14 protein-coding genes are annotated in these 14,074 nt (G+C 70.6%); 9 read left to right on the top strand and 5 right to left on the bottom strand.

What is annotated here, in order from left to right; translation table 11 throughout:
* Nucleotides 1–201: 201 nt before the first annotated feature.
* The 5 genes from R4I43_RS11840 to R4I43_RS11860 all read right to left on the bottom strand — a co-directional run bounded on the left by R4I43_RS11840 (nucleotide 202) and on the right by R4I43_RS11860 (nucleotide 5,529).
* Nucleotides 202–537 carry a hypothetical protein gene (locus R4I43_RS11840; protein WP_324265642.1) on the bottom strand — a complete coding sequence of 112 codons (336 nt, stop codon included), beginning with the start codon at nucleotides 535–537 and terminating at the stop codon, nucleotides 202–204.
* Nucleotides 538–786: 249 nt separating this feature from the next.
* The gene (locus tag R4I43_RS11845; protein ID WP_324265643.1) at nucleotides 787–1,239 is read right to left on the bottom strand and encodes a flavodoxin family protein; all 453 of its coding nucleotides are present in this window, start codon (nucleotides 1,237–1,239) and stop codon (nucleotides 787–789) included.
* The gene (locus R4I43_RS11850; RefSeq protein WP_324265644.1) at nucleotides 1,240–2,862 is read right to left on the bottom strand and encodes a phospho-sugar mutase; all 1,623 of its coding nucleotides are present in this window, start codon (nucleotides 2,860–2,862) and stop codon (nucleotides 1,240–1,242) included.
* Complete coding sequence (locus R4I43_RS11855) at nucleotides 2,859–3,668, bottom strand: purine-nucleoside phosphorylase (RefSeq protein WP_324265645.1); 810 nt, start codon at nucleotides 3,666–3,668, stop codon at nucleotides 2,859–2,861. Before R4I43_RS11855 ends, R4I43_RS11850 begins: the two co-directional genes overlap by 4 nt.
* A gap of 169 nt (nucleotides 3,669–3,837) precedes the next feature.
* A complete protein-coding gene (locus R4I43_RS11860; RefSeq protein ID WP_324265646.1) occupies nucleotides 3,838–5,529 on the bottom strand; it encodes a serine/threonine-protein kinase in 1,692 nt (563 codons plus the stop codon).
* 375 nt (nucleotides 5,530–5,904) lie between these two features.
* Between R4I43_RS11860 and mbhE the strand changes: the two genes are divergently transcribed.
* The 9 genes from mbhE to R4I43_RS11905 all read left to right on the top strand — a co-directional run bounded on the left by mbhE (nucleotide 5,905) and on the right by R4I43_RS11905 (nucleotide 13,987).
* Nucleotides 5,905–8,232: a hydrogen gas-evolving membrane-bound hydrogenase subunit E gene (gene mbhE / locus R4I43_RS11865; RefSeq protein WP_324265647.1), complete on the top strand. Its 2,328-nt coding sequence runs from the start codon at nucleotides 5,905–5,907 to the stop codon at nucleotides 8,230–8,232.
* Nucleotides 8,229–8,768 (top strand): MnhB domain-containing protein, encoded by a 540-nt coding sequence (locus R4I43_RS11870; protein WP_324265648.1) that lies wholly within the window; start codon nucleotides 8,229–8,231, stop codon nucleotides 8,766–8,768. Before mbhE ends, R4I43_RS11870 begins: the two co-directional genes overlap by 4 nt.
* Nucleotides 8,765–9,193: a Na(+)/H(+) antiporter subunit C gene (locus R4I43_RS11875; protein WP_324265649.1), complete on the top strand. Its 429-nt coding sequence runs from the start codon at nucleotides 8,765–8,767 to the stop codon at nucleotides 9,191–9,193. Before R4I43_RS11870 ends, R4I43_RS11875 begins: the two co-directional genes overlap by 4 nt.
* On the top strand, nucleotides 9,190–10,725 hold the full coding sequence (locus tag R4I43_RS11880) for a Na+/H+ antiporter subunit D (protein WP_324265650.1): 1,536 nt from the start codon (nucleotides 9,190–9,192) through the stop codon (nucleotides 10,723–10,725). The genes R4I43_RS11875 and R4I43_RS11880 overlap by 4 nt, the downstream gene beginning before the upstream one ends.
* The gene (locus R4I43_RS11885) at nucleotides 10,718–11,266 is read left to right on the top strand and encodes a Na+/H+ antiporter subunit E (protein ID WP_324265651.1); all 549 of its coding nucleotides are present in this window, start codon (nucleotides 10,718–10,720) and stop codon (nucleotides 11,264–11,266) included. The genes R4I43_RS11880 and R4I43_RS11885 overlap by 8 nt, the downstream gene beginning before the upstream one ends.
* Nucleotides 11,263–11,529, top strand: coding sequence for a monovalent cation/H+ antiporter complex subunit F (locus R4I43_RS11890; RefSeq protein WP_281458444.1), 267 nt, complete (start codon nucleotides 11,263–11,265; stop codon nucleotides 11,527–11,529). Before R4I43_RS11885 ends, R4I43_RS11890 begins: the two co-directional genes overlap by 4 nt.
* On the top strand, nucleotides 11,526–11,873 hold the full coding sequence (gene mnhG / locus R4I43_RS11895) for a monovalent cation/H(+) antiporter subunit G (RefSeq protein ID WP_324265652.1): 348 nt from the start codon (nucleotides 11,526–11,528) through the stop codon (nucleotides 11,871–11,873). Before R4I43_RS11890 ends, mnhG begins: the two co-directional genes overlap by 4 nt.
* 185 nt (nucleotides 11,874–12,058) lie before the next feature.
* The gene (locus tag R4I43_RS11900; protein ID WP_324265653.1) at nucleotides 12,059–12,331 is read left to right on the top strand and encodes a hypothetical protein; all 273 of its coding nucleotides are present in this window, start codon (nucleotides 12,059–12,061) and stop codon (nucleotides 12,329–12,331) included.
* A 396-nt stretch (nucleotides 12,332–12,727) separates the two neighbouring features.
* On the top strand, nucleotides 12,728–13,987 hold the full coding sequence (locus R4I43_RS11905) for a M20 family metallopeptidase (RefSeq protein WP_324265654.1): 1,260 nt from the start codon (nucleotides 12,728–12,730) through the stop codon (nucleotides 13,985–13,987).
* Nucleotides 13,988–14,074 lie beyond the last annotated feature (87 nt).

A 14,074-nucleotide genomic window follows, 5' to 3' on the forward strand; every position in this document is an offset into this window, starting at 1 on the left:
TGATGTATGCCGCTTACCCAAGGGGTGGACATCGGCGTCGCGGCGTGCTCGCCACGAAGCCGCTCAGAACCTCCGGCGGTGCCAGCGCCGAGAGTGGTCACCAGGGGAGAAAGTGGCTCCGCCACTTCCATGCACGTCCGCAGGGAAGTGGCCCGGCCGGGGGGAGCCGGCCGGGCCGTCGATCGAGAGGGTTTCAGCGGGTCAGCCGACTGGGCCGCTCCGCAACCTGCGCATGGCGATGGGTGCGCCTGCCAGGTCCTCTTCGTTGCACATCAACTTCAGGTCGTAGTACGGGGCGCCGTCCCGGTCGTCGTAATCGAGATGAACAGCGATCACGTCGATGGGTTCCCCGAGCCAGTTCTGGGCCTCGCGAAGCCACTTGGCGGATCGTTCCAAAGCCGCCGGCAGGTCGTCGTCACGGAACTCGACCGGCCGGTAGGGAACGCCCTGAACCTGGTCGTCCGGACCAGCGGGCTTGGGGAGATCCACGGAGACGCCGGAGTCATCGAGTTCGAGTCGGATCGTTTCCTCACTCACTGTCGCAGGGTAACGCGTTCGGACCGGGAAATGCTGCTGGAGGGCCTGCGGAATCCCGGACGATCACGAACCGGGCATGGTCGCCGATTACGATGAGCGAAGGTGCGGGGCGTCCCGAACATCGCACGTGATGAGGGAAGGCGGGCTCTGTCCGGGGCGCCCCGCCGTCGTCAAGGGGCGCGCCCCGACGACACGATCAGGCTACTCGAAACACCCCGACCAAGATCAACTGGGTGGTCTCGGGACCACCTACGGCATCAGTCCCGCGGCCACCGTCGCGCCCAGCTCCCAGCAGGATTCCAGGTCGGACTTCTCCGGGCCGCCCAGGACGATCGCGGGTTCGGCGGCCTGCTGCCAGCCCAGGCCGGTGGTGATCGAGGTGATCGCGCGCTGGGCGCCTTCGACGCCCTCGTTGCCGTGCACGTAGTAGCCGAACGGTCGCCCGATCGTGGCATCCAGGCACGGGTAGTAGATCGTGTCGAAGAAGTGCTTCAGCGCACCCGAGATGTAGCCGAGGTTGGCCGGCGTGCCCAGCAGGTAGCCGTCGGCCTCCAGCACGTCGGAGGCCGTGGCCCCCAGCGCCGGGCGTCGCACGACCTCGACGTCCTCGATCTCGTCGGTCGTCGCACCCGCGACCACCTGCTCGAACATCGCCTGCATCCCCGGCGAGGGCGTGTGGTGCACGATCAGCAGCTTCGGCATCTACTCCTCCACCAGGGCCGTCACGGCCCGGGTCAGCTCCTCCAGCCGGTCGGCGGCGCGCTGCTTGGCCTGCGCCAGCGGCAGCTCGCCGACCTGCTCGACCACCTGCAGGTAGCACTTGAGCTTCGGTTCGGTTCCCGACGGGCGTATCACCACCCGCAACCCGCCGTCGCCGGTCACCACCAGCGCGTCGGTGTCCGGCAGCAGGTCGCGGACCTCCACGGCCGCGCCCGCCAGTTCGCGCGGCGGTTGCTCGCGCAACCGGCGCATGATGCGGGGGATCACGGCCAGGTCCGTCACCCGCACCGACACCTGCCCGGTCTGGTGCACGCCGTGCTCGGTGGACAGCTCGTCGAGCAGGTCCAGCAGGTGATCGCCCGAGGCCAGCAGGCTCGCGGTCAGGTCGCAGGCCAGCACGGCCGTCGAGATCCCGTCCTTGTCGCGCACCCGCTCCGGATCGACGCTGTGGCCCAGCGCCTCCTCGTAGGCGTAGACCAGGCCGGTTCCCTCGCCGTCGCCCGCGCGCACCAGCCACTTGAACCCGGTGAGCGTCTCCGCGTAGCGGACGCCGAACTCCGCGGCGATCGAGCGCAGCATGCTGGAGGACACGATCGTCGTGGCCACCAGCGGATCCGGCGCCGACTCGTCCAAGGTGGACAGGACGTGCCAGGCGAGCAGGACGCCGGTCTCGTCGCCGCGCAGCATCCGCCACTCCTCGCCGTCGCGCACCCCGAGCGCGCAGCGGTCGGCGTCCGGGTCCAGCGCGATCGCCAGGTCCGCGTTGATGTCCTCGGCCAGCCGCAGCAGCTCGTCGGTGGCGCCCGGCTCCTCCGGGTTCGGGAAGCCCACCGTCGGGAAGTCCGGGTCCGGTTCGGACTGCGAGGTCACGAAGTGGACGTCGTCGAAACCCGCGCGCTGCAAGGCCCTTCGCAGCGTCTTCGCCCCGACTCCGTGCAGCGCGGTGGCCGCCACCCGGACCTCGCGGTCACCGCCGCGCGGCAGCGCCGCCACCCGCGCCAGGTAGTCGTCCTGCGCGGACTCCAGCAGCGTCCAGTTCTGCTTGCGCGACACCGCCTTCGCCGCAGGCGTTTTCGCGATCGCCGCCTCGATCTCGGTGTCGGCCGGACCGACCAGCTGGATCCCGCCACCCAGGTAGAGCTTGTAGCCGTTGTCCTGCGGCGGGTTGTGCGAGGCGGTGATCTGGATGCCCGCCACCGCGTCCAGCGCGCGGGTCGCGTGCGCGACCACCGGTGTCGGCAGCGGCTCCGGCAGCACCCGCACGTCGAACCCCGCGGCCGACAGCACGCCCGCGGCGTCGTTGGCGAAGTCCTCCGAACCGTGCCGCGCGTCCCGGCCCACCACCACGATCCCGCCGCCGAGACCCTGCTGGACCAGCCAGCTCGCGACCCCGGCCGTGGTGCGCACGACCACCGCGCGGTTCATGCCGTTGGCGCCCGCGCGCACCGGAGCCCGCAGCCCGGCGGTGCCGAAGTTCGGCATGCCGGACATCCGGTCGGCCAGCTCGGGCGAGTCGAGAAGCCCCCGCAGCTCGTCCTGAGCCTGGGGATCGACGTCGTCGGCGATCCACTGCTCCGCGGCCGCCCGAACATCCGGCTGGGTCACGCCGCCTCCAGCAACGACCGCAGCAACCGCCCCATCCGCGAAGCCGAAACCCGGCCGGCTTCCAGCACTTCCTCGTGGTTGAGCGGCTGACCGCTCAACCCGGCGGCCAGGTTCGTCACCAGCGACAGGCCGAACACCTCGGCGCCCAGCGACCGCGCGGTGATCGCCTCCAGCACGGTCGACATGCCCACCAGGTCCACGCCCAGGGTGCGCAGCATCCGGATCTCCGCCGGCGTTTCGAAGTGCGGGCCCGGCAGCCCCGCGTAGACGCCCTCCTCCAGCGAGGAGTCGATGCCGCGCGCCAGCTCCCGCAGCCGCGGCGAGTACAGGTCGGTCAGGTCCACGAAGTTCGCGCCCACCAGCGGCGATAGGGCGGTCATGTTGATGTGGTCGCTGATCAGCACCGGCTGCCCGACCTGCATGCCCTCGCGGATGCCGCCGGCCGCGTTGGTGAGCAGCACCGACCGGCAACCGGCCGCCACCGCGGTCCGCACGCCGTGCGCGACCTTCACGATGCCGTGGCCCTCGTACATGTGGGTGCGGCCCAGCACGATCAGCACCCGCTTGTCGCCGACCGGAACGGAACGCACCTTGCCGGTGTGGCCGACGGCGCCCGGCTTGGCGAAGCCCGGCAGCTCGTCCATGCCGATCTCGGTGTCCGGCGTCCCGATCTCGTCGGCGGCGGGCTGCCAGCCGGAACCCAGGACGACGGCCAGGTCGTGGCTGTCGAATCCGGTGAGGTCGGCGAGCTTCGCCGCGGCCTCGTCAGCAATGGCGGACGGGTCGGTGATGTTCGTAGCGGTCACGGCCGGGCAGCTTAGTCTCTCCGCCTTCCCCACGCGTGGTCTCCGCCTGGCCGGTCGTCGTGCCAGCGGACGGTTCTAGCCGTGATCGACCGGGCTGAGAGGACGTTGGGCGCGGGCAATTCTGGCAAAAAACCGCCCACTGGCAACGACCGCTGGTGCCGGGGCGGCCTCAGCTGGTGGGCTTGAAAGTGGGCAGGACTCGGTCGAAGAGGGTCAGGACCGTGTTGACCTGGTCCGATTCGCTGGTCACACGGACGATCCAGAGGTCGTCGCCGGAGCGCTTCAGAGCGGCCTCCGTGGTGCGCGTGATCTGCTTCGCGGGGCCGTTGAGCAGCTGCTGGACGGTGGTGGCGTACCCGACCCTGCGGGTGTCGCCGACCGTGCGGAAGCCGTGGACCCGGACGTTGGCGGCCGGGCCGCCGATGGCCTGCGCGAACTTCGCCTCGTAGCTGTCCAGCGTCTTGCCGTTGGCGAAGTAGTCGCCGTAGCGCTGCACCGCGACCTCGGTGCCGCCGTCGCCGGACACGAACGCCACCACCGAGTTGTTCGCGATGTCGTTGCGCTCGCTCTGGAAGGTCCGCCACCCGGCCGGGGCCATGATCGTGAACTCGCCACCGCTGGGCGCGGCGGTGTGCTTGGCGTTCTGGCTGTAGGAGGTCAGCGCCGGAAGCGACGGGGCCGGGTCCGACGTGGACGGCAGCGGGTTCCGCTCCGGCAGCAACGACTCGCCCGCCAGCAGCCGGGTCACCGCGAACGACCCGAGCAGCGCCGCCGCGAACAGCACCAGCGCCGCCACGACCAGCGCGAACGCGCGCATCGGACGACGCCGCTCCTTCGGCGGGTCGGCCAGCGTGAACGGCGGCGGCCCGGGATCGGAAGCCAGCGGCGCCGAACCGGACAGCTGCGGAGCCGGTGGGGCGGAGGGCTGTTCCTGCGACGTGTGCTGCAGGACCCGTTGCCGCACCCGGACCGTCGGCGCGTCGGGGTCCAGCAGCATCTCGAACGGGCGGGCGCCCGGCTCCGGCAGCAGGTGCTGCAACCGGCGCCGCACCTCCGTCAACGGCATCCGCTGCGCCGGGTCCTTGACCATCAGCGCCCGGATCACGTCGCCCACCACGCCCGGCCGGTGCAGCACCGGGACCGGGCCGCGCACGACCTCGGTGACCGTGGCGAGCGGATCATCACCCACGTCGTAGGGCGGACGGCCCTCCGCCGCGGCGAACAACGTCGCACCCAGGCCCCACAGGTCCGCCGCCGAGGTCACCGCCTCGCCGGCCGCGACCTCCGGGGCGATGTAGGCGGGAGTTCCCAACAGGATTCCGGTGTTGGTGAGGGTGTGCTCGGCGACGTTGCGGGAGATGCCGAAGTCGCTGACCTTCAACCGGCCGTCGTCGCCGATGAGCACGTTGCCCGGCTTGACGTCGCGGTGCACGATCCCGGCGCGGTGCGCGGCGTCCAGCCCGGCCGCCACGCCGTCGGCGATCACCGCCAGCTGGACCTCGGCGAGGGCGCCGTGGTCGTCGATGATCACCGCCAGGCTCTGCGACGGGACCAGCTCCATCACCACGAACGGCTCGTCCTGCTCGCGCGCGACGTCGTAGAGCGTCACCACGTTCGGGTGGGACAGCACCGCGATCGCGCGGGCCTCGCGCAACGCGCGCTCGCGCAGCTCGGCGGCCTCCTCCTCGGGCATGCCCGGAGCGAGCTTGACCTCCTTGACGGCCACCGGGCGGTGCAGCAGCTCATCGGTGGCGTACCACACGGTGCCCATCGCGCCGCCTCCGAGCTTGCGCTCCAGGCGGTACCGGCCGGCGATCAGCCGGCCGATGCCGGCGAGGGTGTCTTGGTTCTCGGTGGGCACGGCCACATTTTCCACCTTCGGTCCGACAGCCGGGCCCGAATGGGCTCAAAGGCCTTCGAAAACCCCACGACGTCGCGTCGGCGACAGGAAGATCGCCCAGGTCGTGAGCTGATGTTACGGCACGTGAACAATCCCACTCGTCAAGTCGCGCAGCACAACCGCTTTAGCTCCGAACATCATTTCGGCACAACGAAAAACCGCCTCCCAGCGGCCCATACGCTCCGCGAGGCGGTGTTGGCGCGAACCCGCTGCGTCCGGATAACTTGTCGATGGTCGGACCTTCCGGACATCCGCGACGCCTGATCGCGTCGTGGTGCGCCGAGGGCGCGGGTGGCGAATGATCGGGCGCAGTCCGGCCGGCAAGACAACAGCGGCGTGGAGGAGGTGCCTTTGTTCGGCTTCGTCATCGCGCACCTGCTGGTGGCCGTGCTCCTCCCGCTGGTGGCCCGCCGCAACACCCGCGCCGCGTTCCTCATCGCCGCGATCCCGCCTGCCGCCGCCGCGATCTGGCTGCTCGCCCGCACCCCGCAGGTGCTCGCCGGCGAGACGATGACCGAGACCGTTCGCTGGGCGCCGCTGATCGACCTGAGCTTCGGCTTCCGCCTCGACGCGCTCGCGCTGGTGATGACGATCCTGGTCTGCGGGCTGGGCGTGCTGGTGCTGGTCTACGCCGACTCCTACTTCGCCCGCGGCCGCGGTGACGCGCGGCGATCCGCCCCGCTGCTGCTGGCCTTCGCCGGGGCCATGCTCGGACTCGTCGTCGCCGACGACCTCACCACCGTCTACGTCTTCTGGGAACTGACCACCGTCTGCTCGTTCCTGCTGGTCGGGCAGGCGGGCATCAGCCGCGAGTCGCGGCGGTCGGCGCTGCAGGCGCTGATGATCACCAGCCTCGGCGGCCTGGTGATGCTGCTCGGCTTCGTCGTCCTCGGCGAGTCGGCGGGCACCTACCGGATCTCCGAGCTCGCCGCCCACCCGCCGTCCGGCACCGCGATCTCGGTGGCCGCCGTGCTGATCCTGGTGGGCGCGTTCACCAAGTCCGCGCAGCTGCCGTTCCACAACTGGCTGCCCGCCGCGATGGTCGCCCCCACGCCGATCAGCGCCTACCTGCACGCCGCCTCGATGGTCAAGGCCGGTGTCTTCCTGGTCGCCCGGCTCGGCCCGGTCTTCGGCGCGCTGCCCGAGTGGCGCTACCCGGCCGTCGTGTTCGGGCTGGCCACCATGCTCTTCGGCGGCTGGCGCGCGCTGCACGAGTACGACCTGAAGAAGCTGCTGGCCTACGGCACCGTCAGCCAGCTCGGCTTCCTGATGGTGCTCTTCGGCGCGGGCAGCCACGACGCCGCGCTGGCCGGGGCCACCATGCTGCTGGCGCACGGTCTGTTCAAGGCCACCCTGTTCCTGGTCGTGGGCATGATCGACCACCAGGCGGGCACCCGCGACATCCGCAAGCTCTCCGGCCTCGGCTCCCGCCAGCCGTGGCTCGCGGCGATCGCCGCGCTGGCCGCCGCGTCGATGGCCGGGCTGCCGCCGATGCTCGGCTTCCTCGGCAAGGAGGCCGCGTTCGGCGCGTTCCTCTACGGCCCGGCCGGGGTCGCGGTCGACGTGTTCCTGGTGATCGGATCCATGCTCACCGTCGCCTACAGCCTGCGCATGTGGTTCGGCGCGTTCTCCGCCAAGCCCGAACTCGCCCCCACCGTCGTCAAGCCCGCCGAGATCCAGGCGCTGATCCCGACGGCGCTGCCCGCGCTGGGCGGACTGCTGCTGGGCATCGGATACCCGCTGGCGAACGAACTCGCCGACGGCTACGCGAAGTCCTACGAGTCCATCGGCGAACCCGCCGAACTCGCGCTGTGGCACGGCTTGAGCTTCCCGCTCGCGCTGTCGGTGCTGGCGGTGGCCGGAGGTCTGGCGCTGCACCGGGTGCGCACCCCGCTGACCGCGTGGCGCAGCCGGATCCCCAAGCCGCTCAACGCCCAGCGCGGCTACGAGCGCATCACCGCGCTGCTGGAACGCGTCGCGGTCGCCGTCACCGCGCGGTTGCAGGTCGGTTCGCTGCCGACCTACCTCGGCATCATCCTGGTCACGGTCGTGGCCATCCCCGGATCGGCGCTGTTCGTCCAGCTCACCATGCCCGACGACCTGCGCGGCTACGACAACCTGATGCAGCTGCCGCTGGGCCTCGGAGTGGTGGTCGCCGCCCTGGCGGTGCTGCGCGCCCACCGCAGGCTCACCGCGGTGCTGCTGGTCGGCGTCATCGGCTACGGCATCGGCGGGCTGTTCATCGTGGACGGTGCCCCGGACCTCGCGCTCGCCCAGTTCCTGGTGGAGACGCTGACCGTGGTGGCCTTCGTGTTCGTGCTGCGCCGGCTTCCCGAGCGCTTCTCGCAAGCCGACTCGTCCAAGACCATCCGGATCCCGAAGGCCATCATCGCCACCGCGGCCGGGCTGTTCGTCGCGCTGGCCGCGATCGGCTTCAGCGCTGCCCGGCAGGCCGCGCCCGAGGCCAGCGACTACTTCATCGCCCACGCCGAGAAGGGGGCCGGGGCCACCAACGTGGTCAACTCGATCATCGTGGACTTCCGCGCCTTCGACACCGTCGGCGAGATCGCGGTGCTCGCGGTGGCCGCGACCGGGGTGGCCAGCCTGATCCTGGCCTCCCGCCACGAGCGCCGGCGCCGCGAGCAGCAGGAGGTGCGCAAGTGAGTCCCACGACGAACCGGTCCTGGACGAACTGGGACGCACCCACCGAGCGCTGGCTGCTGTCCGGTTTCCGCCGCGAGGGCCAGTCGCGCTCGGTGCTGCTGGAGCTGGCCGCGCGCATCGTGTTCCCGACCGTGCTGGTGCTGGCGATCTACCTGCTGTTCGCCGGGCACGACCGCGCCGGCGGCGGGTTCAGCGGCGGCCTGGTGGCCGGGCAGGCGTTCCTGCTGCGCTACCTCGCCGGTGGCCGCATGGACGACAGCTCCATCGTCTCGATGCGCCCGCCGGTGCTGATCGGCTCGGGCCTGACCATCGCCTGCATCTCGGCGTTCCTGCCGCTGCTGTTCGGCGGTCAGCTGCTGGAGACCGCGATCTACAAGTTCACCGTGCCGCTGCTCGGCGAGATCAAGTTCGTCAGCAGCGTCATCCTCGACACCGGCGTGTTCCTGCTGATCGTGGGTGTGGTGCTGGACCTGCTGCGCACCCTCGGCTCCGGGATCGAGGCCGATGCCGATGCCGCGGCGAGGGGGCGGCGATGACCATCAACCTGACCCTCGCCGCCGTCATCGCCGTCCTGTACTCGGTGGGCTTCTACCTGCTCATGCAGCGGTCCCTGATGCGGATCCTGCTGGGCATCGTGGTCCTCGGCCACGGCTCCAACCTGCTGCTGCAGACCGCGGGCGGCCCGCCCGGACGCGCCCCGATGCTCACCACCGCACGTCCCGAGGAGATGACCGATCCGCTGCCGCAGGCGATGGCGCTGACCGCCATCGTGATCACCTTCGCGCTCACCACGTTCCTGCTCGCGCTGGCCTACCGCTCGTGGACGCTGCTCGGTCACGACGAGGTCCGCGACGACGTCGAGGACCGCCGGATCCAGCGCTTGGAGAAGCGCATGGAGTCCGATGAGGACACCGACGAGGAAGCCGAAGGGGACGAACCGGCGAAGGAGGCGGCGCGGTGACGGTACTGGTCGCCCTGCCGGTCCTGCTGCCGCTGGCCGCCGCCGGGCTCTCGCTGGCCCTCGGTCGCTTCGCCGACCTGCAACGACTCCTCGGCCTGCTGGTGCTGGGCGTGATCATCGCCGACGCGGCGGTGCTGCTCTACGTCTCCGACCAGAGTGGTCCCGTCGTGCTGCAGATGGGCGCCTGGCCCGCGCCGTTCGGCATCACGCTGATCGCCGACCGGCTCTCCGCGCTGCTGCTGGTGGTCTCCTCGGTGGTGACGTTCGCGGTGCTGATCTACTCGATCGGGCAGCGCATCACCGACTACGGGCGGGAGCGCTCCAGCACCACGTTCCACCCGATGTACCTGATGCTGTGCGCGGGCGTGTCGCTGGCGTACCTCACCGGCGACCTGTTCAACCTGTTCGTCGCCTTCGAGATCATGCTCAGCTCGTCGTACGTGCTGATCACCCGCCGCACCACCTCCACCCGGGTGCGCGCGGGCATGACCTACACGATCGTCAGCCTCGCCTCGTCGCTGCTGTTCATCACCATGATCGCGCTGGTCTACGCCTCGACGGGCACGGTCAACCTCGCCGACCTGGGCACCAAGGTCGCCGAGCTGCCGCCCGGCCTGCAGATCGCGCTGGCGCTGCTGGTGGTGATCGTGTTCGGCGTGAAGGCCGCGATGGTGCCGCTGCACTTCTGGCTGCCGGACAGCTACCCCACCGCGCCCGCGCCGGTCACCGCCGTGTTCGCCGGGCTGCTGACCAAGGTCGGCATCTACGCGCTGATCCGCACCCAGACGCTGGTGTTCGCGCACGCCGAGACCTGGGACCTGATGCTCGGCATCGCGCTGATCACCATGATCGTCGGCGCGCTCGGCGCCCTGGCGCAGAACGACCTCAACCGGTTGCTGTCGTTCCTGCTGGTCAGCCACATCGGGTACATGCTGTTCGGGCTCGGCGTCTACAACGTCGTCGGCCTGACCGGTGTGATCCTCTACGTCGTCCACCACATCACCGTGCAGGCCACGCTGTTCCTGGTCAGCGGTCTGATCACGCGGCACAGCGGCACGGTGGCGCTGACCCGCATGGGCGGCATGGCCAAGACGACGCCGCTGATCGCCGTGCTGTTCGCGCTGCCCGCGCTGAGCCTGGCCGGGGTGCCGCCGTTCTCCGGTTTCGTCGCCAAGCTCGCGCTGCTGCAGGCCGGTGTCGGCAGCGGCACCGCCACCGGCTACGCCGTCACCGCGGGCGCGGTGCTGACCAGCCTGCTGAGCCTGTACGCGATGGCGCGGGTGTGGACGCGGGCGTTCTGGGGGCAGGTCAAAGCACCCGCGCCGGACCCGGACCCGACCGACGAACTGGTCGTCGGCACCGCCAGCTCCAGTCGTCCGATGCTCGTGGCCACGGGTGTGCTGGTGGCCGCCAGCCTGGTGATCGCGCTGGTCGCAGGCCCCCTGGCGCAGATCTCGGGCCGCGCGGCGGTCGATCTGATGCACGGCGAGACCTACCGGAGCGCGGTGCTGGGAGGTGGTTCCGGTGGGTGAGCGGATGCCCAAGCACCAGCGGCTGCTGCGTCGGCTGCCGCTGGTGGTCTGGCTGACCGCGGTGTGGGTGCTGCTGTGGGGCAGCTTCGACGCCGGAACCCTGTTCTTCGGCCTGGTCGTGGCGTTGCTGGTGTCCTGGCTGTTCCCGCTGCCGATGATCCGCACCGGCATGGTGCTGCGCCCGCTGCCCGCGCTGCGGCTGGCCGCCTACCTGGCCTGGGACCTGGTGATCTCCACGGTCCGGGTGGCCTGGCAGGCGGTGCGCCACCGGCGCGCCACCACGGCGGGCATCGTGGCCACCACGCTGCACACCGACTCCGACCACCTGATCGCGATCGTGGCCAGCGCGGTGTCGCTGGCGCCGGGCAAGTTCGTGCTGCAGATCGACCGCGCCAACCTCACCTGCTACGTCTACGCGCTGGGCCTGCGCCCGGGCGACGAGGAGTCGGTGCGGCGCGAGGTGCGGTTCCTGGAGCGGCTGGTGGTGGAGGCGGTCGGCTCGATCGCGCAACGGGACCTGGTGCGAGGTGATGCGGGATGAGCTGGGTCTTCGCCGTGACGTTCGCGCTGCTGGGCGTGGCGGGCCTGCTGGTGGTGGTCAGGTTGCTGCGCGGCCGGACCACGCTGGACCGGATCGTGTCCGTCGACGTGCTGGTGACGCTGATCGTGGCGGGCAGCTGCGTGGGCATGGGCCTGCAGCAGGACGGCTCGAACATCGCGCTGCTGGCCGCGTTCGCGCTGCTCGCCTTCATCGGGTCGATCAGCACGGCCAAGTTGATCGAGAAGAAGGAGCCGTACCGATGAGCTGGACGGACGTCTTCTCCGCGATCTGCCTGATCGGTGGCGCGCTGTCCTGCCTGTTCGGCGCGATCGGGCTGCTGACCTTCCCGGACGTCACCGCGCGCCTGCAGGCCGCCACCAAGCCGCAGACGCTCGGGCTGATCTTGATCCTGATCGGGACCGGGGTGCAGCTGGACCTGGGGTATGCCACGGGGTTGATCCTCGTCGGACTGTTCCAGATGCTCACCGCTCCCGTGCTCGCCCAACTCGTGGGCCGCGCCGCGTACCGCACCGGGAGCGTCGAGCGGGACACGTTGGTCGTCGACGAGCTCGGCGACCGAATCGATCGTGAGCCGGGGGTTCGCTGAACCGGCGGTTGTCGCCGCAACGTCGATCTAGGACTGTCCTAAGAGGTGGTGGTCGACCTCGTTCGCTCGCGAAGCGTGTTCGATATGATCGACTCCGACCGGAACGGGTGACCCTCGATGGGGTCGCGGAATCAGGACCCGGATGTGTCGGTTCTCCGGCGCGACGCGAAGGATGTGGAGCCATCATGTGGCGGATCGGCCGCCTGCTCGCGGGACTTGCGATCGCGTTATCCCTGCTGTTCACGCCCCTGTCCGCGTCCGAGCCGGCAGAGGCCGCCCCGGTCGCCGCGGTTGCCCAGCAGCCGACGCCGGAGGCGCCCGCGCCGGAGCGCGAGACGCAGGCCGAGCGCAACCAGCGCGTCGCGATGGGCGTCGCCGGAGTGGTGCTGATCGGGCTCGTGCTGCTTTCCCGCAAGGTGCGCAAGAAGCCGGTGCTGTTCTTCGAGAAGAAGAAGTAGGGCATCCAATAAATCAGACCACTAGGTCGGTTTCTGCTAAATTCTTCGCCACCAATTTCCGACATGGACTAGACCTGACGCCGAACCTGTGGGATTTTCACACCTGATCGCGCGTGCGGACTCATTCCGCGCGCTTCCTGGGTGAGTAGCCCACTGAGACGTGGGTCGGCGCCGGGAAGCCCCCCGACCGGTGCCGGCCCACACCCCACATTTCCACCTTCGCCGGAAATGTCCGGCTTGACCAGCGGAATTGCGCGGGTCGCGGATAAATGGGAATTCACCTTTTTCTGCCCAGCTGAAGTCGCACCACCCGTTCGGCGCAGCAGGCCTACCGGTGGGCTCGACGCAGCGCGTTCGCACCGCGCCGCTGATCGAGCTGGTGCACGATGAACGCAAATGCGTACCACCCCGCCCGAAGACCGGATGCCGCCCGAAGGTCGAACCGCGCTGCGCGCTCGCTGCCGTGATGTCGTGCGCCGGAACGCGGCGGCGCTGACCGGGCTGTCCCGCAGCATTCACGCCGAACCGGAGACGGCCTTCGCCGAGCACCGCAGCGCAGCCAAGGTCGCCGCGCTGCTCACCGACCGCGGCTTCACCGTGCGGACCCCGGCCGCCGGTCTGGACACCGCGCTGGTCGGCGAGTACGGCAGCGGGGACCTCGTGGTCGGCATCTGCGCCGAGTACGACGCGCTGCCGCAGGTCGGGCATGCCTGCGGGCACAACGTCATCGCCGCCTCCGCCGTCGGAGCCGCCCTCGCGCTGGCCGACGTCGCCGAGGAGGCGGGCCTGACCGTCCGGCTGCTGGGCACGCCCGCCGAGGAGACCGGCGGCGGCAAGGTGCTCATGCTGGAGGCGGGCGTCTTCGACGACGTCGCCCTGGCGCTGATGGTGCACCCCGGCCCGGAGGACATCTGCCTGCCGAGCTCGCTGGCCATCACCGACCTGGAGGTCCGCTACACCGGCCGCGCCGCGCACGCCGCAGCGGCGCCCGAGCTCGGCCGCAACGCCGCCGACGCGCTCACCGTCGCGCAGGTGGCCATCGGGCTCCTGCGGCAGCACCTGGAGCCGCAGCAGATGGTGCACGGTATCGTCACGGAGGGTGGCGCGGCGCCGAACATCGTGCCCGCGCGCACCGCGGCGGTCTACAACCTGCGCGCTGCCGAAGCGCGCTCCCTGCAGGGCCTGGAGAACCGCATCCGGGACTGCTTCGAAGCGGGCGCGACGGCGACGGGGTGCTCGCACGAGGTCGTGCAGATCTCCCCGATCTACGCGGAGCTCGCCTGCGACCACTGGTTGTCGGAGGAGTACCGTCGCGCGATCACCGATCTCGGGCGTGAACCGCTCGATCGGGGCGCTGAGCGAGGCCGGGTCATCGGCAGCACCGACATGGGCAACGTGACCAGGGCCTTGCCCGCGATCCATCCGATGATCGCGGTGGAATGCGGAGACGCGGTCAACCACCAGGCGGAGTTCGCCGCCGCCTGCGCCACGCCCTCGGCGGACCACGCGGTCCTCGACGGGGCGGTGGCGATGGCCTGGACCGCGCTGGCGGCCGGGCTGGACGGCACGCAGCGCGAACGGCTGCTCGCCGGGGCTCAGGACCGCGCTCGGAAGGGTTCGACCGAACAGTTCTGCACGTCGGGAGGCGTGGCGTGACCGTGGTGGGTTCTCGTGGCCCGGACCCGGGCCAGTCCCCGAACCGTGACGGTTCGGCGGTGGCGGCCGAGGAGTGGGCCGCTGCCC

Origin of the sequence: Saccharopolyspora mangrovi, from assembly GCF_035320975.1 — a bacterium.
GTDB classification, from domain to species: domain Bacteria; phylum Actinomycetota; class Actinomycetes; order Mycobacteriales; family Pseudonocardiaceae; genus Saccharopolyspora; species Saccharopolyspora mangrovi.

Bases quoted from the DNA above. Each gene is read 5' to 3' on its own strand.
- R4I43_RS11905 (WP_324265654.1), top strand. From the start codon at position 12,728: ATGCGTACCACCCCGCCCGAAGACCGGATGCCGCCCGAAGGTCGAACC.
- R4I43_RS11900 (WP_324265653.1), top strand. From the start codon at position 12,059: ATGTGGCGGATCGGCCGCCTGCTCGCGGGACTTGCGATCGCGTTATCC.
- R4I43_RS11875 (WP_324265649.1), top strand. From the start codon at position 8,765: ATGACCATCAACCTGACCCTCGCCGCCGTCATCGCCGTCCTGTACTCG.
- R4I43_RS11890 (WP_281458444.1), top strand. From the start codon at position 11,263: ATGAGCTGGGTCTTCGCCGTGACGTTCGCGCTGCTGGGCGTGGCGGGC.
- mnhG (WP_324265652.1), top strand. From the start codon at position 11,526: ATGAGCTGGACGGACGTCTTCTCCGCGATCTGCCTGATCGGTGGCGCG.
- R4I43_RS11845 (WP_324265643.1), bottom strand. From the start codon at position 1,239: ATGCCGAAGCTGCTGATCGTGCACCACACGCCCTCGCCGGGGATGCAG.